This is a genomic window from Pseudomonas sp. PSB18 (genome assembly GCF_014596565.1).
GTDB lineage: Bacteria > Pseudomonadota > Gammaproteobacteria > Pseudomonadales > Pseudomonadaceae > Aquipseudomonas.
This window is the reverse complement of record NZ_NOIN01000015.1, coordinates 1-19,481: the sequence shown is the minus strand read 5'-3', so window position 1 is coordinate 19,481 and position 19,481 is coordinate 1. Positions and strand designations below refer to the sequence as shown.

The window sequence follows — 19,481 nt, the reverse complement described above, 5'->3', positions numbered from 1 at the left end:
TATCCCATGCCACGGATGGAGCAACACGTGCTTACAGACCTCAAACCGAACCTTCATCGCCTGTCAGCCTCTTCATTGCTGGCTATCGCCCTCACCCTCGTTGCCTGTAAGGCTCCACCCTCCTCCACCACCCCCGCATTACCCGCCGCCCCAGAAATCACCTCCGGTTACCGCGCCGATCTGCAGACCCGCCATGCCGACAAGCACATGGCCGCCGCAGCCAACCCTCTGGCGGCCGAGGCAGGGCGGGAGATGTTGCGACGGGGAGGCTCGGCCATCGACGCAGCGATCGCGATGCAGGCGGTGCTGACCCTCGTGGAACCGCAGTCTTCGGGCATCGGCGGCGGAGCATTCATCGTGCTCTGGGATGGCAAGGCCGTGCGTACTTACGATGGACGCGAAACGGCACCGGCCGGCGCAACCGAGCGACTGTTCCTGCAGGCCGATGGCAAACCCATGCCGTTTACCGCCGCACAGATCGGTGGCCGTTCGGTCGGCACTCCGGGTGTGCTGCGAGCGCTGGAACTGGCTCACCGAAAACACGGACGCTTGAAATGGGCGACGCTGTTCGAGCCGGCCATCAAACTGGCGGAACAAGGTTTTCCGATCTCGCCCCGGCTGCATTCAATCATTGCCGGCGACCCGTCCCTGCCAGGCTCGCCGGACATGGCCGCGTACTTCCTGAATACCGATGGCAGTCCGAAAGCCGTCGGTACGCTGCTGAAAAATCCGGCATTGGCCGGTGTGCTCAAGCGCATCGCCAACGAAGGTCCCGATGCGTTGTACGAAGGACCGGTGGCCCGGGAAATCGTCGCCAAGGTGCAGGGCCACGCCAACCCCGGCAGCCTTTCGCTGAACGACCTGAAAGGCTACGCCGCCCGGGAGCGTGCGCCGCTGTGTACCGACTACAAGCGCTGGCAGCTCTGCGGCATGGCCCCGCCCTCTTCCGGCGGGATCGCCGTAGCACAGATTCTCGGGACCTTGCAGGCTTTGGAACAGCGCGACAGCCACACCGCCCTCGCCCCCTTGAAACCCATCAAGAGCGGCAAACCCGCCGGCCTCGAACCAGCACCCGAAGCCGTGCACCTGATCGCAGAAGCCGAACGCCTGGCCTACGCCGACCGCGCCCAGTATGTCGCCGATTCGGACTTCGTCCCTGTGCCGGTCAAGGGCCTGGTCGACCCCGGCTACCTGGCCAGCCGCGCCAACCTGATCGGTCCGCGCAGCATGGGCGTCGCTAAACCCGGTACGCCACCGGGCATCCAGGTGGCCTACGCCCCGGACCGTTCGCCGCTGCGTATCTCCACCTCGCAAGTGGTGGCGGTGGACGACCAGGGCGGCGCCGTGTCCATGACCACCACGGTGGAATCGGCGTTCGGCTCACATCTGATGGTCCAGGGGTTCATGCTCAACAACCAGATGACCGACTTCTCGTTCATCCCCGAAGAGAATGGACAAAAAGTCGCCAACCGTGTCGAACCCGGCAAGCGCCCACGTTCATCGATGGCACCGACACTGATTTTCGACCGTCAGAACGGCGAGCTGCTGGCCGCTGTCGGCTCGCCGGGAGGCTCACAGATCATCGAATACGTGGCCAAATCGGTGATCGGGTTGCTGGACTGGAACCTGGACCCGCAAACCGCCATCAACCTTCCCAATTTCGGCAGCCGCAATGGCGCCACCGAGCTGGAACAGGGGCAATTCAGTCCCGCGTTGATCCAGGCACTGAAAGATAAAGGCCACACAGTAAGCGAGATCGACATGACCAGCGGCACCCAGGCGATTGTCCGGGTGCGTGACGCGCAAGGGAAAGCATCACTGGCCGGGGGCGCGGATCCTCGGCGTGAAGGTGAGGCTCTGGGGGACTGAGCGAAGATCCGGCTCGCTCATGACTGCTCGCCCTCAGGTTGATAAATCAACAGATCGGCGGGCTGACATTGCAGGTAACTGCAAATGGCCTCGAGCGTTGCCAGGCGTATGCCCTTGACCTTTCCCTGTTTCAGCAGGGAGAGGTTGGCTTCCGTGATGCCGATTGCGGCGGCCAGGTCCTTGGATTTGACCTTGCGCGTCGCCAGCATCACATCCAGTTGAATAACGATAGGCATGAGTTTCTCAAACGAAAGTTCTGTTTTCTGAGTCGACTTCACTGGCCTGAGACAATATCCGGGCAATGATTGCGATACAGGCGGCAAGGAACAAGGCGACGAAGGACGGAGCGGTGATGCTGATGGTCAGTAATCGCTCACCCACCGGCGCATTGATCGTGACCAGCAGGCTGAGAAACGGTTCGCACAGGAAATCCAGCAACACCCACAGCGCGACCGCGCGACCTGCGTTTCCAAGATAAACAGCGGCCTCACTGGAAAAATACTGCCCTTGGGCATAGCGCCTGAAGAGCTGCCGCAGGTTGACCAGCCCGACCGCGAGCGCCAGCAGAGGCACGCTGGACAGAAGAATGCCGCCCAGACGTTGCCAGCCCATCAACCCCATCGCCTCTCCCCCGGGCAAACTGGACAATTGCCGCTCGGTCAGGGAAAAGCCCAGCCCGTACTTTGACGCAACATCAGGAAACAGCCAGGCAGCAGCGTTAAGTGCCATCATCGCGACAATGAAAACAAGCGTGATGGCAGCCATGCGCTGGCTGTACAGGGCGAGACGATTCGAACACATGTCAGGGCTCCAACAGAATAGGGGAGCGCCAAACATAGTCACGAAATTATCGTAAAACAACAATTAATATGTAAAAAACAATAAAACATCGCCTCAGTTCGACAGTTGATTGGCGAACTGGCTCACGGCATCGACCACCTTCTTCGCCCCATCCTGGATCTCGACGATCACCGTACCCGCCTCGGCAGCCAGGGCCAGGCCCTGCTCCGCCTGGTGCTTGCCGTCCGTCATCAACGACACGGCATTGCGTGCCATGTCCTGGTTCTGGCGAACCACGCCAACGATTTCGTCGGTGGCCTGGCTGGTACGCGACGCCAGTTGCCGTACCTCATCGGCCACTACCGCAAAACCTCGGCCCTGTTCACCGGCACGGGCGGCTTCGATGGCCGCGTTGAGTGCCAGCAGGTTGGTCTGTTCGGCGATGCCGCTGATGGTCTTGACGATGGTACCGATCACCAGGGATTGCTCGTTCAGCGCCTCGATGCCTTCGCCGGCGGTCTGCATGTGTCGGGCCAGGTCGCGCATCACGTCCACGGCCTGGGTCACCACAGTGGTGCCGCGCTGGGCGCTACTGTCGGTTTGCAGGGACGTGCTGTAGGCGATGTTGGCGGCCTGGGCGACAGCCTTTTCCTGGTTGACCTGATCGGTGATGTTCGTGGCGAACTTGACCACTTTGTACAGTCGATCGTTGGCGTCGACCACCGGGTTATAGGAAGCCTCCAGCCATATTTCACGGCCACTGCTGTCGAGGCGCTTGAACCGGCCTGCGACAAACTCACCGCTGTTCAGGCGTTTCCAGAACTGCTGGTAGGCGGGACTGTTGTATTCCTCCGGCTCGCAAAAGGTGCGGTGATGCTTGCCCTTGACCTGCGCCAAGCTATAACCCATGGCGTTGAGAAAGCGGTCATTGGCTGTCAGGACGTGACCGTCCAGGTCAAACTCGATCACCGCCGTTGAACGCACCAATGCACCGATGAGGTTTTCATGCTCGCGAGAACCTTCGATGGTGCGGGTCAGGTCATTGGAGTACATCGAGAAATAACGGACTCGCCCATCAACTCCTTTTACAGGCTGAAGGATCGAGCGCAGCCAGGCCTCCTTGCCGTTGCCCCGCAGCAGGCGCACGGCGCCAGAAAAATGCTCGCCACGGGTCAACGCCGACTTGAAGCGAAGCTGGAATTCATTGGATTTCAAATAGGCCGGCACCAGATCTTCCACTGCCCGGCCGATGAGGTCCTGGCTCTTGTAATGCATTTCATCTAGAAATTTCTGATTGACCGTCTGCACCCGCCCCCCGGCATCAAGGGTGAGCGCCAGCATTTCGCGGTCCAGGCTTTCCTTTACTTGCATGAGGCTGGAGAGTTCTTGGCGCAGAGCCGTCAGCTCCTGCTTCAAGCGTTGGTTGAACATAGGCATGCTCCGACTGGCAGGAGAATTGACAAGCTGTTCTCATGCCATCGGCGCGGCGACTTTTTTCTGAAGAGTGTCATTGGTCAGCCTGGCGCTTTGCGGGACGCTCGCGAACCCTGGCCCATCTTTCATGGTCAGTGGTTTGTTCTACCGTTGTCGGGGCCTCGCCGCTCCAGATACCCGTATCCATAAAACCAATATAAGAATCGAGGTAATCGCCGTGACCACCGACATCCAAGACAGCCGCTCCGCCCGCTTCGCCTTGCGTTGCTCCAGTTTTGCCGAACGCTGGTTTCCCGACTCCTGGGTCTTTGCCGCGCTGGCGGTGCTGGTGGTCGCGCTGGCAACGCAGTTTATCGGCGCCACACCTACAGCCGCCGCCATGGCGTTCGGCGATGGTTTCTGGAGCCTGATACCGTTCACCATGCAGATGGCCTTCGTCGTGATCGGCGGCTACGTGGTCGCCAGCTCGCCACCCGCCGTCAGGTTGATCGACCGCCTGGCACGTATCCCAAGGAACGGGCGCTCCGCAGTGGCCTGGGTCGCGTTGATCTCCATGGTCGCCTCGTTGCTCAACTGGGGCCTGTCGCTGGTCTTCGGCGGCCTGCTGGTGCGCGCCCTCGCCCGCCGCACCGATCTGAAAATGGATTATCGCGCCGCTGGCGCAGCCGCTTACCTGGGCCTCGGCGCGGTGTGGGCCTTGGGGTTATCGTCGTCGGCCGCGCAATTGCAGGCCAACCCGGCCAGCCTGCCGCCGTCGATCCTGTCGATCACCGGCGTCATCCCATTCACCCAGACCATTTTCCTCTGGCAGTCCGGCGTGATGTTGCTGGCGCTGATCGTCATTTCGCTACTGGTTGCCTACGCGACCGCCCCAGGCCCAAACAGCGCCCGTGACGCCGCCGCGTGCGGGATCGACCCCAGCTTCAGCATGCCGGCCCTGCAACCCCGCACCCGTCCCGGGGAATGGCTGGAGCACAGCCCGCTGCTGACTATCGCGCTGGTGCTGCTGGCCGCCGGCTGGCTGTTCCACGAATTTTCGACCAAACCGGCGATCAGCGCGATTTCGGGACTCAACACCTACAACTTCCTGTTCCTGATGCTCGGCGCATTGCTGCACTGGCGTCCGCGCAGTTTTCTTGATGCGGTGGCCCGCGCAGTACCGACCACTACCGGCGTACTGATCCAGTTCCCGCTATACGGCTCGATAGCCGCACTGCTGACCACGGTCAAGGGCAGCGATGCCCAGACACTGGCCCACCATATCTCGACCTTTTTCGTACAGATCGCTTCCCATGACACCTACGCGTTGTTGATGGGGGTCTACTCGGCAATCTTGGGTTTCTTCATCCCTTCCGGTGGAGGCAAGTGGATCATTGAAGCCCCCTATGTGATGCAGGTGGCCAATGACCTGAACTACCATCTGGGTTGGGCGGTGCAGATCTACAACGCCGCCGAAGCGTTGCCGAACCTCATCAACCCGTTCTACATGCTGCCGCTGCTGGGTGTGCTGGGGCTGAAAGCCAGGGACTTGATCGGCTTTTCCTTCGTGCAACTGCTGGTGCACACACCCTTGGTGCTGGTGCTGCTATGGGCGTTGGGGACGACATTGGCCTATTTGCCACCAGTGACGCCATAAAGCCATAAAAAAGGGCCGATATTTACATCGGCCCACTTTTTCTTCGGCTCGCTCTGTTTCAGTATGGGGGCGCCCTGTTCGAAGGGCTCAAACGCTGAAAAGGATCTGAGCATGTCTAAACTCGCAGTATTTCCTCTTGTCGCCCTGGCCCTGAGTGCCACCGTCCACGCGGCCGACATCGATGTACAACTTGGCAGTACCGAACGCGTCACCCGCCTCTTCGCTTACCCCAACAACTGCAATGTCGTCTGCTTCCGCAACTGGACGCTGGAACAGACCGTCGAGCATTACCTGACCCAAAGCGTTCAACGTGATGGCTACGGCGCGGCCAAGGTCAGCGTCAAACGCGACAACGGCAAGGTCTACGCCCACATCAGCGGCGTGCCGAAAGCCTATGGCCAACCATTGAGCAAACTGCTCGATGCCGGTGACCTGGCGTACAAGGGAGCCACGAAGCTCAACGACGACAAGAAATGGGCCTACAACTGGTACCTGTTCCTGCCGTTGGGCATGGCCCTGGAAAACCGCAAGAGCGTCGAACTTCTGCACTTCCCGCCGGATTATTCCCTGACCCAGGCCCAGGACTACCTGGAATCAGCCACCACCGATCGTTGGGCCACCCTGCTGACAGCCAACGGCATTGCCGCCAGCCAGACGCCGGCCTACCAGACCATCATCGATATCGCCCCCATCGCGGCGCCGTCCACCGCCGGCGCGACGCTGGAAGGTGTCTACGATTACTTCAACGACTACCAGACCACCATGGTCAAGCAAGTCAGCCAGAGCGCCAGCGGGACCGCGCTGCCGATGGTGGCCTTTGGCGCCCCCGTGCGGAACTGGATCAAGACCCAATATGGCCAGACCGTGGCGGTGCTCGGCCTGGCGACCATCTCTCCCGCCGCTGGCGTCAAGGTTCCAGTCCTGGGCTCCAACCACCCAAGCTACATCTGGTACGCCGCCGACCCGGAAAGCTACGGCGGCGACGAAGCCAAGGCGGACGCAGCAGGCCTGAAAGTCATGGGCCAGGACCTGAGCGCTGCCTGCTGGCAAGCCGGCATGGGCAGCAAGCCGAGCAGCGACCCGACGACTCAATTGAACCAGTGCACGCAGACCTGGCAGGTCACGCAAAAGGAAAAAACCTGCGAGTTGTTCTACACCTCGATTCGCAAACTATCGCCAGAAGATGCGGCGAAAAAATGCGAAACGCCGGCGATCAAGTCGCAACTTCCGCAGTTGAAGGTGCCCATGCCGCTGCCATCCGAGTCGGTATAACCCCTGAAGGCTTTGTGGTGAGGGGACATATGCCCTCGCCATGGGTCCGCTTCCCAGTGTAAGCCTTCGCTCACACAGGGAAGCGCTTTTGGCGCCTGTCAGAGTTGACAGTAGATGTCCCGCCGGACTTGGAGGAAGCTACCCGGGTCACTCACGACCGTTGGCAGGACGCCAACGGCAGCAAGTCGGCCTGTACCGACAAGGACTGTCATGACCATCTTCGTTGCAGATAAAGCCTTCTCACAGGACCGGGGCTGCATTTACCCGGAAAAAGCACTCAGCCTCCGCCTGGGTTATCCGTCTGCCCGTGATTTCGAAGTGCTACGCACCCCCAACGGGCGCGGCAATGCGGTTATCGCCCGGAAAAGGTTCGCCCCCATGGAGCGGATGTGCAGGGTATCGGGGTTGCTGGTGGGCCGGCGGCGCCCGCACACTGTGCAGGTCCTGCCGGACATCCATATGTATGACCCGCACTTCGCCGGATTGCTGCTGCATTCCTGCAACCCGAATGTCTTTCTCGACATGAGCGAACTGTGGCTATGGGCGCTGACGTCCATTCACGCAGGCGACTGCCTGACGATGGATCACGCCAGCACGGAACAGAAGCTCTACCGGCAGTTTGCCTGTCGGTGCGGTTCGTCCAATTGCCATGGCTGGATCACCGGCTATGACGAACCGCCCAATGAACAGGGCATGAAGTTCCTGAAGCACTGGCGCCGCCGCTGTCACCGCGACTGACGCCAGTCAGATCAAGGGGCGCCCACCGGACGCAAGCGATACTGCGGCGGCAATTGCTCGAAACCGCTGATCGTGGTGTCCAGGCTTTTCCAGCGCCCGTCCTTGATGCCATAAATGCAACCATGGATCGACAACTTCTGTCCGCGATGCCAGGCGTTCTGCACGATGCTGGTGTGGCCGACGTTGGCCACCTGTTGAATTACGTTGAGTTCGCACAGGCGGTCCACGCGCTCTTCTTCGGTCGGCAGTTGCGCCAACGCTTCGCGATGCTCGTAATACAGGTCGCGAATGGAACGCAACCAGCCATCGATCAGACCCAACTGGCGATCCTGCATCGAGGCACGCACGCCACCACAGCCATAATGGCCGGTGACGAGGATGTGTTTGACCTTGAGCACGTCCACTGCGTACTGGATCACCGACAGGCAGTTGAGGTCGGTGTGCAACACCACGTTGGCCACGTTACGGTGCACGAACAGATCGCCCGGCAGCATGCCGACGATTTCGTTGGCCGGCACCCGCGCATCGGAACAGCCGATCCACAGGTATTCAGGGGTTTGCTGACGAGCCAGCTTGGCGAAGAAGTCAGGATCCTCCTGCTTGATCGCATCGGCCCAGCGCGCGTTGTTATCAATCAGATCTTGTAGTTCGTTCATGCTGTCTTGCCCTCGAGAACAGTGCGCAACTTTGACAACGGAGCGGCTGTCGAGGTCACTTCGTCAATGCCGTTGGAATTCTCGACACGGCCACCGGTCCATCCAGTAAGGCCCAAACCAGGAGAACTACCATGAATGATTCACGACGTCCTTTCGATGCGGCGCAACCGGAGCCCATCGATGACAACGAAGACCGCATGGGTTCGATGCATGAACTGGAATTCGATGAAGATGAACCCAGCGCGAAGATTGGTGACGAGCTGCCGGAAAACGAGCGCGAACACTTGATGCCCCGTGAGCGCGTCCGCGAGGCCGGCATGACCGGTGCCTCGATGGATGATCATCAACCGACCGACGATGACATGAGCCCCGAGACGCTGATCCGTGAAGACGGCGCCCGGGATGCCCACGAGGCCGGCGACGACGAGCAGGCCGACTGGGACCTGAGCGTGGTGGATGAAAACGACATTGGCGGGGGCGATGGATTGGACGAGGCCGAGATGGCGGATATCGACCCGCTGGATGGCAAGCGCTGAGTGAAACGCAGCCCTCCAGCCTGCCTATACACCTGTGGGAACACGGCTTGCCCGCGATGAGGCCAGGACAGTCGATAGCTCGACAACTGACCCATCGCTATCGCGGGCAAGCCTTGCTCCCACAGGAGGCTTCTATGCTGGCTTCAATCCACCAGCGTGCAAGCCATGACCACCGCATCTTCACGTCCACCCACTGCCGGGTAGTAATCCCGCCGCCGGCCGATCTCGTTGAAGCCATAGCGCTCGTACAGCCGGAACGCCGTGCGGTTACTGTCACGCACCTCCAGGAAACATTCCCGGGCCTCGGCCTTGTAGGCAATCGACATGAGATGCTCCAGCAGGCGCAAACCCAGCCCCCGGCCCTGGTTTTCCGGCTTGACGGTAATGTTGAGCAGGTGCGCCTCGTCAAGAATGATCTGCACCACGCCATGCCCGACTTGCTGTTGGCCTTCGAACATCAGCCAGATCTGGTACTTGCCCAACCCATCGAGAAATATCCCTCGGGTCCAGGGGTGGCTGTAGGCCGCGTATTCGATCTTCAGCACAGCGTCGAGGTCCGCCTCGGTCATCGGGCGAAACGAAACAGCATCACTCATTCGATTCTTTCCAGCGCGCCATCAGCCGACGCATGGCTTGCCAGACTTCAGCCTTGTGCTGTGGCGTTTCCATTAACAGTTCCAGGCCCGGTAGTGCCCAGGCCGATCCCAGCCCTTCGACCTGCAGCTCGCGATTGAACGCTTGCGCGTCCGCTTCGCCGGCAAACTTCACCGCCGGCAGGCCGATCAGCCACAGACACGCACAGGGCGCCTCTTCGAGCCGCGCCGCTACAAAACCCTGGACGAACTCCCGTGCCGCTTCCGGCCCCTGGTCCATCGTCCCGCGGGACAACAGCGGCCAGCGCACCGGTTCACCCACGATCTGCGGACTGTCCGGCAGCCCGGCGGCGCGCAACATGTCCTTGAGCAGCAGATACGCGGGATCGCGGCTCTGGAATGGCTCGCCGGTGGGCAGCTCCACCAGCAACAGGCACCGTCCGGCACGCAGCAATTGCAGGGCGAAGCGCGGTGGCGGGACCGGCGCGACCCTGGCAGGGGCCGGCACCTCCGGCGCGTCCTCCACCGGTTTGGCACCGTTGCGGGTCGAGGCCAGGCTAGGCCGTGGCACTTCGATTTTCGGTCGCTCGGCCACAGGCGCTGCCGGCTCGGCCACGGTCCGGGCCACGGGGGCCGCAACCACCGGCGCGATCTCTGCCGGCTCGGGCATTTCCAGCAGCTCGGGCCGCGACGGGGCGGCGAACGGCAATTCGGTGCGCGGCAGCCAATTGACCACCTGCATGGCGGTCAGATAGGCGCGGCGACGGGACTCGATAAGCAAGGGTCGGCCACTTGTGGATAACTGAAAGTGGGAGGGATTCTACCGCCCTTCGACGCGGATCGCTTCCCTGTTGAGTCATTAGTTGGGCAATACAGACGACAGTCCGTCTCGGGGGGTGAATCGCAACCGGCCCGATGCAGTACAATCGCCCCTTTTAATTGCCAACCCGACGGCCATTGCGATGATCGAACCCAAGCGCGTCTTGCGCGCCCTCGCTGAACACTGGGCATTGCTGGAACCTTTGTGCGAGCACTTCGACCAGGGCACCCTGAGCCTCAACGAATTGCGTTCACAACTGGCCGCCCAACAGCTGGACAGCACGCCCCAGGACATCACCCACCTGCTGGACGTGTGGATCCGCCTGGACATCCTCGTGCCGGTGGCGAAAAGCCCGAACCGCTTCGAGCTGAATGCCCAGATCCATGACTTCCTCGCCTACCTGCGCCGCGAACACCGCCTGGGCCTGTGCCTGGAGATCGAAGCCTACCTGCGTCACCTCGAACGTCTGGCCGGCTACATCCAGGACGCCTTCGACGTGCGCGACGGCAACGACCTGGCCCGCCAGTTGCGCCTGCTGGACATGCGCGTGCGGGACGTCCTGAAGAAACTCGCCAACGACGAGCAGGCCCTGGTGGCCGTGGCCGAACGGGCCAAGACCAGCGACCGGCAGATCCCACTGCGTCAGCGCTACGCTGAAGTGCTGGCGACCTGGGACGAGTACGTCGAACCGATGATCCAGTTGGTGAACGCCGACGGTGCGTTCGAGCAAGGCGTGCGCAAGGTCGAGAACGTGCTGTTGCGCATGCTCACCGAGCAGCAGCGCCTCGGCCACCTGGTGGACGATGACATGTTGCTGCGGACCCACGCACGCATTCTCGAGATGCAGACCAGTGCCCAACTGACCCTGCGCCATGCCCGTGAACTGCTCCTGCCGCTGCGCGAAGAAGCCCGCCGTCACAACGCCGTGACCCGCGGCGCAGCCCTGGCGCTGGCGGCCATCCGTCGCAAAGGCATCGATGCCGTGCCCCAGGCGGCCATGCCGTTGTTCACCCGGCCGCAAAGCACCTTCCTCGGCAGCGCCAGTCAGGTTGAAGCCTATGTCTACGCCCTGGCCCGCTTCGAGCCGAAACCGGCACGCTTCCCCAAGTCCCACAAGACCCACAAGGGCGGCGATGCCCCACGGGCGCCGCGCACCGTGCGCGAGATGGTCGAGCGTTGCGAAGACGCCCTGCCGCTGCCGGACCTGATGGTCTGGCTGCTGGAGCAGGAGCCGGACGGCGCCACCGACGAATTGCTGTACTGGTTCTCGCGCCTGTCGCGGGAAAAACGCTTCAAGCGCGAGCGCCTGGAACGCCGCGAATACCACACTCACGAGCATCAGGTCAGCCTGCGCTCCTTCGCCCTGCTCTCGGCCCGCGACGTTGCCGAGGATTCTGCGAGCATCCCCCATGCATCTTGATCTATCCGAACTGTCCCAGCTGGCGCCGATCTTCCGCGAGCTGTTCAAGGGTTACCACGTCAGCCGCCGCGACCCGGAGCTGTACGCGCAACTGTCGAATTTCCAGGACCAGTACCGCACGCTGTTCAAGGCCCTGGGCTTCGAACTGGTGTGCGATACCCGTGGTTTCTACTACTTCGTGCCGGACCTGGCCGCTGCGGCGGTGAACAAGACCGCCCAGCGCCTGGCGCTGTTCACCTTCATCCTCGTCGAGCACTTGGCCGACCAGGGCCGCGACCCGATTGCCGTGCTCGACGGTGGCAGCCTGGGCCGCGATGAGCTGCCTTCGCTGCTGGAAAAGTACCGCGACCTGTTCATCCAGGCCGAAGTGCAGACCCAGGAAGAGCTCGAAGAAAAAATCATGCGCCGCATGACCCAACTGGGCTTCGCCAGCGAAGACAACGGCGTGTACCGCTTCCTGCCGCCGATGCACCGCTTCCTCGACGTCTGCCTGTCGGTCCAGCAGGACCGCGACCTGGCGGCCAGCGTGCACAGCGTGCTGCCGTTGCCGGCGCCGGTCCTGATCGACGAAGACAGCGACGAGAAACTGCTGCAAACCGACGACCCGCTCGACCTGGCGCCGTTTGAAGACGAAAGCGAAGAAGACGCACTGGCCCGCGCCATTGCCGAAGAACAGGAGACCGATGCATGAGCCAGGAACGCTACGGCATCCGCCGCTTTGCCCTTTTGAACACCGCCGGCTACAGCCTCGGCCTGTTCCCGCTGGAAGAACCGCTGTCGGTGTATGGCGCGAACAACCTCGGTAAATCCGCCTCGATCAACGCCCTGCAGTTCCCGATCCTGGCGCGTATGTCGGACATGAGCTTCGGCAAGTACAGCCTGGAACAATCCCGGCGTTTCTACTTCGCGTCGGACACCAGCTATATCCTGGTGGAAGTCGCCCTGCCCCACGGCCCTCATGTGATCGGCGTGGTCGGTCGCGGCCCCGGCGGCGGTTTCGGTCACCAGTTCTTTGCCTACGCCGGCAAACTGGACCTGGCCCACTACCAGAAAAACGACACCTGCCTGCGCCAGAAAGAGCTGTTCACCAACCTGGAGCGCGAAGGCCTCAAGGCTTACGAACTCAAGCCCGATGAACTGCGGCGCCTGCTGGTGGGTGGTCACACCTCGATTCCCCTGGACCTGACGCTGATCCCGCTGCGCTCCACCAGCGAGCAAAGCCTCAAGACGTTCCGGGCGCTGTTCATCAACCTGCTGCACATGCGCGAAATCACCGCGGCCAAGCTCAAGCAGCTGTTTCTCGACGCCTTCGAGCACAGCCTGCGTTCCGGCAGCGTGGACTACATCGCCGCGTGCGAAGAAGCCTTCCGCGATGTACGACGCATGGAGCAGGACTACAACTCCCTGGTGGCCGCAGGTCCGTTGGTGGAAGCCCTGGCCAATGGCGTGAAGCAGCGCGATGTCCTGCGTGGCAAACTGCATCGCCTGTCGCCCTTGCTCGACTCGTTGCTGGGTACCTGGTCGGACTACGCCGGGGCACGCAAGGAAGAGCTGACCATCCAGGCCGAACACTACCGCAACGAGCAGGACTCACTGCAAAACGACCAGCGCGGCAGCACCCAGGAGCTGATGCGCCTGGAGCGGGAAATCACCGGCATCCAGCGCTGGCTCGGCGAACTGTCGGTGCTCAAGCATCGCTTCGCCCTGGTGGATGACGTCAAGGTCCTGGAGCAGCAACTGCTCGCCGCCAAGGACGCCCACGACGAACTGGCCGGCGCCCTGGCCCAGTCCCGACAGTTCAGTGCCGAAGACCTGGAAGAGCGTCTGCGGGACCTGGAAAAACGCCTGAAGTCGGTCAAGCAGCAACTCGATCACGCCGACAACAACAGCTACGCCCGCCTGCGGGAAGAGTTCTCGCAGCAGGACGTCGAGCGCCTGATGCGCCTGTTCAACAGCGCCCTGTTCAGCCTGCCGTTGGGCGAACACGGCATCGCACTGGACGAGAACGGTGACTGGGTCAAATCCATGGAGTTGATCCTCGACGGCTTCAAGGGCGAGCGTTTCGAAGTGCCGGGCCTGTCCATCGACCTGTCCCACATCGAACCGCCGGCCCTGCAAGCCTTGGCCGACCGCGCCGCGTTGCGGGATCAGAAAGAGCGCCTGGAGAAAGAACTCAAGCAACTCAAGACCCAGCAAGCCGTGGCCGCCGACCGTGCGGCGAGCAAGACCCAGACCGAAGCGCTGTACCAGCAGGTACTGGACGCGCAAAAGGCCCTGGAAGACTTCCGTCGCAGCCAGACCCTGAGCGCCGAAGAAGGCGAAAAGCTCGAGCAACTGGCACAGATGGAAGCCGCCCAGGACGAACTCAAGCGCTCCAGCGACGCCTTCACTGAGCGAGTCCAGCAACTCTCCGCCAAGCTGCAGCTGGTGGGGCGGCAGATCGCCGATATGGAAGCCAAGCAGCGCACCCTCGACGACGCCTTGCGCCGCCGTCAATTGCTGCCGGCGGACCTGCCGTTCGGCACGCCGTTCATGGACCCGGTCGACGATTCCATGGACAACCTGCTGCCGCTGCTCAATGACTATCAGGACAGTTGGCAAGGCTTGCTGCGGGTCGACGGCCAGATCGAGGCGCTGTATGCCCAGGTGCGCCTCAAGGGCGTCGCCAAGTTCGACAGCGAAGATGACATGGAGCGCCGTCTGCAACTGCTGATCAACGCTTATGCCCACCGTACCGACGAAGCCCTGACGTTGGGCAAGGCTCGCCGTGCGGCGGTGACCGATATCGCCCGGACCCTGCGCAACATCCGCAGCGACTACGACAGCCTCGAACACCAGCTGGCGTTGTTCAACCGCGAGATCAACAAGCGCCAGGTGTCCAACCTGCAGAGCTTCCGCATCGTCCTGGCGCCGAACAAGGAAGCGCTCAAGCACATCGACCAGATCATCCACAGCGCCGGTCAATACGAGGAAGGCGAAACCCTCTCGGTGTTCGACCTCAGCCAGAGTGCCGAGCAGGACAACAAGAACGAGGAAGCCAAGGAATACCTGGCGCGCCTGGTAGCAGCGAACCACAACCAGCTCGGCCTCAAGGACCTGTTCGAACTGGCCTTCGAGATCACCAAGGTCAATGGCCAGCCAGTCATCCATACCGACATCGATGGCGCGGCCTCCAACGGCACCACCATGACCATCAAGGCGCTGACCAACATGTACCTGTTGCTGCACTTGATGGACCGCGAGCAGGCCGGTCGCGTGCGCCTGCCGTACTACCTGGATGAAGCAGCGGACATCGATGAAAAGAACCAGGCGGCGCTGCTGGAAACCAGCCTGCAACTGGGCTTCGTGCCGATCCTGGCCAGTGTGAAACCACAGGTCTGTGCCAGTGTCGCCATCGACCTGGAAGGCGGCAGCGGCCCCAACGGTATCTACATCGACGAAGCGGACTGGAAGTACATCCGCCGCCATGATGTGGTGAAGGCTACGGTGAACGTAGAGGCCGATGAGCCGGAGCTAGATCCGGTGTGATGTAAGTCTCGGAAATGAAAAAGGCCGCGATCCATTGGATCGCGGCCTTTTTCATTGGAGTGTCTGAAACACTTGTATCGACTGTCCCGTTATTTACCCAGCTTGATCTTCGGCGCCCAGGTCAGCCATTCATCCTCGAACTTATCGAACAGCGGGAAGGTCTGCTCCGGCCGCGCCGGGCTGCCCATGCTCTCACCATCCGGTGTCGCGAAAGCGACGCCCCCCTGGATCAACGTCTCCAACGACTCGGTCCGCACCGTCGCGCCCTTGAACAATCCGAAGTCCATGTCGAAGCCACTGGTGTTCCAGAATCGCGTGCCACTGCGTACCAGCGGCGCGTACTTGGGTTCGATCAGAATGTGGATCAGTACCCGGTCCGCCGTCTGGCCCAGCTCATAACCGGTGACCTTGCCCACGGTGATCTCGCGGTAAGTCACTGGCACGCCCGTCTTCAATGAGCCACGACGGGCAGCGCTCAACACCAGGCTCAAACCGGCTTCGGGCACGGCACTTTCCGGTGGGTTGGCAAGGGCCACAAAGCTCTTCTGCGGCCCGAGGTTTTTCGTCGCGGGCTGCACTTCGAGGTACTGACCAGTCACCAGCGTCTCCAGGTTCGAGGTCTTGATCAGCCCCAGCTCGGGCTTGACGACCCAGAACTGGCTGCCGACCCGGGCGATACGCTCCGGCACTTCGGTGATGCGAGCAGTGAGCAGCACCGACTGCAGATCGGCACTGAGATCAACATCTTCGACCTTGCCCACGTCCAACCCTTTGTAGCGAATCGGTGTTCCGCTGCGCAAACCGTCGGCACGATCGACCTTGATCGTCACCACGGTGCCATTCTGTTGCGCGGCTTCACGGTTCTCAAACAAGCGGAAGCGGGGGACACGTCTCTTCAACGGCACATTGGGCACCGGCGTTTCGAAGGCGATACCGCCGGCCATCAGGCTTTGCAGCGACTCACTCTTGACCTGGATTCCGCCCGTCAGACCTCCCGTGAGGGTAATACCACTGGCGTTCCAGAACCGCGTCGAGCCGTTGACCAGCCCTTCGTACTCCTTCTCGATGTGCACGCCAACGATCAACTGCTTTTTCTTGCGGGAGAATTGGTAGCTCTGTACCGAGCCGACCTTGACCTGCTTGTAGAGGATCGGACTGCCGACCTCCAACGAACCGAGGTTTTCAGTCAACAGGACCAGATGCAGGCCGGGCGAGCGCAAGTCCAGCGGCGGCGCCTTCGCCCTGGCTTCGAATTCACGCTGGGGGGCCGCGCCCTTGTCACCGGGTCGCACGGCAATGTAGTTGCCCTTGACCAGCGCTTCCAGGCCGGTGATCCCCGCCAGGGAAATCGACGGCTTGACGACCCAGAACTGAGTGCCGGTTACCAGGTAGTCTTCAGCCAGTGGGTCCATGGTCAATTCGGCCGTAGCGCTGGACAGGTCAGGGTCAATCTTGAGGTTCTTCAGGCTGCCGACCTGGATACCTTTGTACATCACTGGTGTGCGACCGGCCTGCAAACCTTCAAAGTCACTGAGCTTGACCTTCACGCGAATGCCGGCAGCGGCGGCGTCAAAGTCTTCGTAAAGGCGAAACGGCAGGCTGGGATCCGTGGGCGGACTGTCCTTGCGGCTCTCCGGCGTGGCGAACGCAATACCACCGGCAACGATACTTGCCAGGGATTCGCTGCGGACTTTGACGCCGGAAAGATTGGCATCGATGCTGATACCGCTGGCGTTCCAGAAACGCGTGTGTTTACGCACCAGGCTGGCATAGGTCGGTTCGATGAAGACCTTGATCTCCACCGTGTTCTGATCTTCGGATAGCTGGTAGCTCTTCACCTGCCCGACTTGAAGCTGCTTGTAGAACACCGGGCTGCCTCGATCCAGCGAACCCAAGCGGTCAGCCTTGATGGTCAGGTGCAAGCCCGGCTTGGCGTCCGACAGAGGTGGCTCCTGGGCGAGGGCCTTGAACTTGCGGGTGGATTCGCCCTCACCCGGGCTGATAGCCACGTAATTACCCGATACCAGGGTTTCCAGACCGGTGATCCCGGCCAGGCTCACGCTCGGTTTGACCAACCAGAAACGCGTTCCAGTCTTGAGGTACTGTTCTACGTCCTTGTTCATCTCAACGGTCGCGATCACCCCTTTCGAGCTGCCTTCGTCATCCAGGGTGAGGGCCTTCACCTTGCCGACCGGCATGCCCTTGTAGACCACCTCGGTCTTGTTGACCTGGATACCCTCGCCACTCTCGAAGCGCACGCTGATCTCGATCCCGGTCTCGTTATAAGCCCTCCAGCCGAGCCAGCCCCCGATGATCAAGGCAATCAGCGGCAAGACCCAGATGGCCGACCAGTTCGAGGCCGGTCGGGTTTTAGCGGTAGGCAAATCAGTCATGGTCGTTATCCGACTCCGTGTTATCCCAAATCAGTCGGGGATCGAAGGTTACTGCGGCAATCATTGTCAAAATCACTACGCTGGCAAAGGCAATCGCGCCTAGACCGGCTTCGACACTGGCGAGTCGTCCGAAATTCACCACCGCCACCAGAATCGCGATCACGAAAATATCCAGCATCGACCAGCGGCCAATGAACTCGATGAAACGGTACATAAGGATGCGTTGCCTTGCAGACATGGGCTGGTGCCGCTGCACGGAAAACAGCAGCAAGGCAATGCCCACCAGTTTGAAAGTAGGAACCAGGATGCTGGCGATGAACACCACGGCGGCAATCGGGATCATGCCATGCTGCACCAACTCGATGACCCCAGCCATGATGGTGCTGGGGGCACCGTGGCCCAGGGAGTTGATCGTCATGATTGGGAGCATGTTGGCCGGGATGTAGAGAATCGCGGCGGTGATCAGCAACGCCCAGGTGCGCATCAAGCTGTTCGGGCGACGAGAATGAATCCGCGCCCCGCAGCGGGTACAAGCTTGCGCGTCGGCGTCGGCATCCAACCGATTCAATTCATGGCATTCGGTACAGATCAGAATGCCTGCATCAATCGCCCGCATGGGCATCCTCTCCTGATAACGCTTGCCAGATCTGATGCGGCGACATCACCACCTCCAACCAGATCTGAACCAGCAACAAACTGATGAAACACACCAATCCAAGGCCCACGGTGATGGCGGCCATGTCTGCCAACTTGACGATGGCCACCAACACGCCCATGAGGTAGACCTCAAGCATTCCCCAATCGCGCAGATGGTGATAAATGCGATACAGCAACAAGCCGTAGCTGCGGCCGACGTTCCAGCGAATGGTCAACAATACAGCCAACTGACAAAACAGCTTGAGCAGCGGCACCCCCATGCTGCACAGGAACACCACCACCGCGATGCCTTGCATGCCGCTATCGAACAGACCGACCACGCCACTCCACACGGTGTCCTGGGAGGATTGGCCGAGCAGGTTGAGTTGCATGATGGGCAGAAAGTTCGCGGGCACATACAACAGGAGGGCAGCGATGACCAAGGCAAGACTGCGCTCGACAACATTGGGCCGGTGGGCGTAGAGCTCATATCCACAACGGGGGCATTCGGCTTTCTCGCCATGGGACAGTCGAGGCTTGCGCATCAACAGGTCGCACTCATGGCACGCTACCAGTTCGCCTAAAGGCAGTTCTGACAGCCGATGGGTGTCCAACGGGTCGGGCATAAACAACTCGGGCTCAACTGAGGTGGGGCTATTCTAGTGCTCCAGCTCAAAAATAACTGTGCAAATTTATTTCGAGCTTTCGCAGGCTTTTTCTGCAGGAAAAAACAAAACCCCTACCTGCATCAGCAGATAGGGGTTTCGGAATTTAATCTTGACGATGACCTACTCTCACATGGGGAAACCCCACACTACCATCGGCGATGCATCGTTTCACTTCTGAGTTCGGGATGGGATCAGGTGGTTCCAACGCTCTATGGTCGTCAAGAAATTCGGTAGCCAGCGCGTGCCTTGCGGTCACGTTCCAGCGAATGGGTATGCGATAGTTTGTGTGTTGCTGCTGAGCGATGCGAACTTTCGGTTCGTTTCGTCTTCACACACCGCAATCTGGTGCCCTTGCGCTTTTCAGCTCGGAGCCAACAAATTGCTTGGGTGTTATATGGTCAAGCCTCACGGGCAATTAGTACAGGTTAGCTCAACGCCTCACAGCGCTTACACACCCTGCCTATCAACGTCGTAGTCTTCGACGGCCCTTCAGGGAGCTCAA

16 protein-coding genes, 2 rRNA genes and 2 pseudogenes are annotated in these 19,481 nt (G+C 61.0%); 8 read left to right on the top strand and 12 right to left on the bottom strand.

Annotation, left to right across the window (positions count from 1 at the left end):
• The first annotated feature begins 27 nt into the window (after positions 1-27).
• The gene (gene ggt, locus CGA22_RS24930) at positions 28-1,869 is read left to right on the top strand and encodes a gamma-glutamyltransferase (RefSeq protein WP_041024917.1); all 1,842 of its coding nucleotides are present in this window, start codon (positions 28-30) and stop codon (positions 1,867-1,869) included.
• Positions 1,870-1,886: 17 nt separating this feature from the next.
• On the opposite strand, the gene CGA22_RS24925 is transcribed toward ggt, so the two are convergent.
• The 4 genes and pseudogenes from CGA22_RS24925 to CGA22_RS27590 all read right to left on the bottom strand — a co-directional run.
• Complete coding sequence (locus CGA22_RS24925) at positions 1,887-2,105, bottom strand: helix-turn-helix domain-containing protein (protein WP_041024918.1); 219 nt, start codon at positions 2,103-2,105, stop codon at positions 1,887-1,889.
• A 7-nt stretch (positions 2,106-2,112) separates the two neighbouring features.
• Entirely contained in the window at positions 2,113-2,670 is a 558-nt protein-coding gene (locus tag CGA22_RS24920; RefSeq protein ID WP_041024919.1) for a DUF2975 domain-containing protein, read from the bottom strand.
• A gap of 93 nt (positions 2,671-2,763) precedes the next feature.
• Positions 2,764-3,195: pseudogene (locus CGA22_RS27595) on the bottom strand (methyl-accepting chemotaxis protein); the annotation flags it as partial.
• Positions 3,196-3,303: 108 nt separating this feature from the next.
• Positions 3,304-3,990: pseudogene (locus CGA22_RS27590) on the bottom strand (PAS domain-containing protein); the annotation flags it as partial.
• A 310-nt stretch (positions 3,991-4,300) separates the two neighbouring features.
• Between CGA22_RS27590 and CGA22_RS24910 the strand changes: the two are divergent.
• The 3 genes from CGA22_RS24910 to CGA22_RS24900 all read left to right on the top strand — a co-directional run bounded on the left by CGA22_RS24910 (position 4,301) and on the right by CGA22_RS24900 (position 7,729).
• Positions 4,301-5,719 carry a short-chain fatty acid transporter gene (locus CGA22_RS24910; protein WP_041024921.1) on the top strand — a complete coding sequence of 473 codons (1,419 nt, stop codon included), beginning with the start codon at positions 4,301-4,303 and terminating at the stop codon, positions 5,717-5,719.
• Positions 5,720-5,830: 111 nt separating this feature from the next.
• The gene (locus CGA22_RS24905) at positions 5,831-6,991 is read left to right on the top strand and encodes a hypothetical protein (protein ID WP_188258741.1); all 1,161 of its coding nucleotides are present in this window, start codon (positions 5,831-5,833) and stop codon (positions 6,989-6,991) included.
• A 210-nt stretch (positions 6,992-7,201) separates the two neighbouring features.
• A complete protein-coding gene (locus tag CGA22_RS24900; protein WP_041023283.1) occupies positions 7,202-7,729 on the top strand; it encodes a hypothetical protein in 528 nt (175 codons plus the stop codon).
• Between the two features lie 11 nt (positions 7,730-7,740).
• On the opposite strand, the gene can is transcribed toward CGA22_RS24900, so the two are convergent.
• On the bottom strand, positions 7,741-8,385 hold the full coding sequence (gene can, locus CGA22_RS24895; protein WP_041023284.1) for a carbonate dehydratase: 645 nt from the start codon (positions 8,383-8,385) through the stop codon (positions 7,741-7,743).
• Between the two features lie 131 nt (positions 8,386-8,516).
• Here can and CGA22_RS24890 point away from each other — a divergent pair, with 131 nt between their 5' ends.
• Positions 8,517-8,921, top strand: a complete 405-nt coding sequence (locus CGA22_RS24890; protein WP_041023285.1) for a hypothetical protein — start codon at positions 8,517-8,519, stop codon at positions 8,919-8,921.
• 143 nt (positions 8,922-9,064) lie between these two features.
• Here the strand turns inward: CGA22_RS24890 and rimI are convergent, their stop codons facing one another.
• Positions 9,065-9,517, bottom strand: a complete 453-nt coding sequence (gene rimI / locus CGA22_RS24885; protein ID WP_003205585.1) for a ribosomal protein S18-alanine N-acetyltransferase — start codon at positions 9,515-9,517, stop codon at positions 9,065-9,067.
• Positions 9,510-10,295, bottom strand: a complete 786-nt coding sequence (locus tag CGA22_RS24880) for an energy transducer TonB (RefSeq protein ID WP_084213782.1) — start codon at positions 10,293-10,295, stop codon at positions 9,510-9,512. The genes rimI and CGA22_RS24880 overlap by 8 nt, the downstream gene beginning before the upstream one ends.
• 181 nt (positions 10,296-10,476) lie before the next feature.
• Here CGA22_RS24880 and mksB point away from each other — a divergent pair, with 181 nt between their 5' ends.
• From mksB to mksF, 3 genes are read left to right on the top strand one after another with little or no spacing between them, the layout of a single operon-like run.
• Positions 10,477-11,754 (top strand): Mks condensin complex protein MksB, encoded by a 1,278-nt coding sequence (gene mksB, locus CGA22_RS24875; RefSeq protein ID WP_041023287.1) that lies wholly within the window; start codon positions 10,477-10,479, stop codon positions 11,752-11,754.
• Positions 11,744-12,445, top strand: coding sequence for an Mks condensin complex protein MksE (gene mksE / locus CGA22_RS24870; RefSeq protein WP_024778194.1), 702 nt, complete (start codon positions 11,744-11,746; stop codon positions 12,443-12,445). Before mksB ends, mksE begins: the two co-directional genes overlap by 11 nt.
• Positions 12,442-15,282, top strand: a complete 2,841-nt coding sequence (gene mksF, locus CGA22_RS24865) for an Mks condensin complex protein MksF (RefSeq protein ID WP_041023288.1) — start codon at positions 12,442-12,444, stop codon at positions 15,280-15,282. Before mksE ends, mksF begins: the two co-directional genes overlap by 4 nt.
• An 89-nt stretch (positions 15,283-15,371) precedes the next feature.
• Here mksF and CGA22_RS24860 read toward each other — a convergent pair whose 3' ends face one another.
• The 5 genes from CGA22_RS24860 to CGA22_RS24840 all read right to left on the bottom strand — a co-directional run.
• Positions 15,372-17,675 (bottom strand): PqiB family protein, encoded by a 2,304-nt coding sequence (locus CGA22_RS24860; protein ID WP_041023289.1) that lies wholly within the window; start codon positions 17,673-17,675, stop codon positions 15,372-15,374.
• Positions 17,668-18,291: a paraquat-inducible protein A gene (locus CGA22_RS24855; RefSeq protein WP_041023290.1), complete on the bottom strand. Its 624-nt coding sequence runs from the start codon at positions 18,289-18,291 to the stop codon at positions 17,668-17,670. The genes CGA22_RS24860 and CGA22_RS24855 overlap by 8 nt, the downstream gene beginning before the upstream one ends.
• A complete protein-coding gene (locus tag CGA22_RS24850) occupies positions 18,278-18,937 on the bottom strand; it encodes a paraquat-inducible protein A (protein WP_041023291.1) in 660 nt (219 codons plus the stop codon). Before CGA22_RS24850 ends, CGA22_RS24855 begins: the two co-directional genes overlap by 14 nt.
• Positions 18,938-19,086: 149 nt before the next feature.
• Positions 19,087-19,202, bottom strand: a 5S ribosomal RNA gene (gene rrf, locus CGA22_RS24845).
• A 171-nt stretch (positions 19,203-19,373) separates the two neighbouring features.
• Positions 19,374-19,481, bottom strand: a 23S ribosomal RNA gene (locus CGA22_RS24840); the annotation flags it as partial.

Excerpts from the sequence above, each read along its gene's own strand:
- CGA22_RS24905 (WP_188258741.1), top strand. The coding sequence starts at position 5,831 with ATGTCTAAACTCGCAGTATTTCCTCTTGTCGCCCTGGCCCTGAGTGCC.
- CGA22_RS24920 (WP_041024919.1), bottom strand. The coding sequence starts at position 2,670 with ATGTGTTCGAATCGTCTCGCCCTGTACAGCCAGCGCATGGCTGCCATC.
- CGA22_RS24850 (WP_041023291.1), bottom strand. The coding sequence starts at position 18,937 with ATGCCCGACCCGTTGGACACCCATCGGCTGTCAGAACTGCCTTTAGGC.
- mksF (WP_041023288.1), top strand. The coding sequence starts at position 12,442 with ATGAGCCAGGAACGCTACGGCATCCGCCGCTTTGCCCTTTTGAACACC.
- CGA22_RS24890 (WP_041023285.1), top strand. The coding sequence starts at position 8,517 with ATGAATGATTCACGACGTCCTTTCGATGCGGCGCAACCGGAGCCCATC.
- CGA22_RS24860 (WP_041023289.1), bottom strand. The coding sequence starts at position 17,675 with ATGACTGATTTGCCTACCGCTAAAACCCGACCGGCCTCGAACTGGTCG.
- CGA22_RS24855 (WP_041023290.1), bottom strand. The coding sequence starts at position 18,291 with ATGCGGGCGATTGATGCAGGCATTCTGATCTGTACCGAATGCCATGAA.
- rimI (WP_003205585.1), bottom strand. The coding sequence starts at position 9,517 with ATGAGTGATGCTGTTTCGTTTCGCCCGATGACCGAGGCGGACCTCGAC.
- mksB (WP_041023287.1), top strand. The coding sequence starts at position 10,477 with ATGATCGAACCCAAGCGCGTCTTGCGCGCCCTCGCTGAACACTGGGCA.
- can (WP_041023284.1), bottom strand. The coding sequence starts at position 8,385 with ATGAACGAACTACAAGATCTGATTGATAACAACGCGCGCTGGGCCGAT.
- mksE (WP_024778194.1), top strand. The coding sequence starts at position 11,744 with ATGCATCTTGATCTATCCGAACTGTCCCAGCTGGCGCCGATCTTCCGC.
- CGA22_RS24900 (WP_041023283.1), top strand. The coding sequence starts at position 7,202 with ATGACCATCTTCGTTGCAGATAAAGCCTTCTCACAGGACCGGGGCTGC.
- CGA22_RS24925 (WP_041024918.1), bottom strand. The coding sequence starts at position 2,105 with ATGCCTATCGTTATTCAACTGGATGTGATGCTGGCGACGCGCAAGGTC.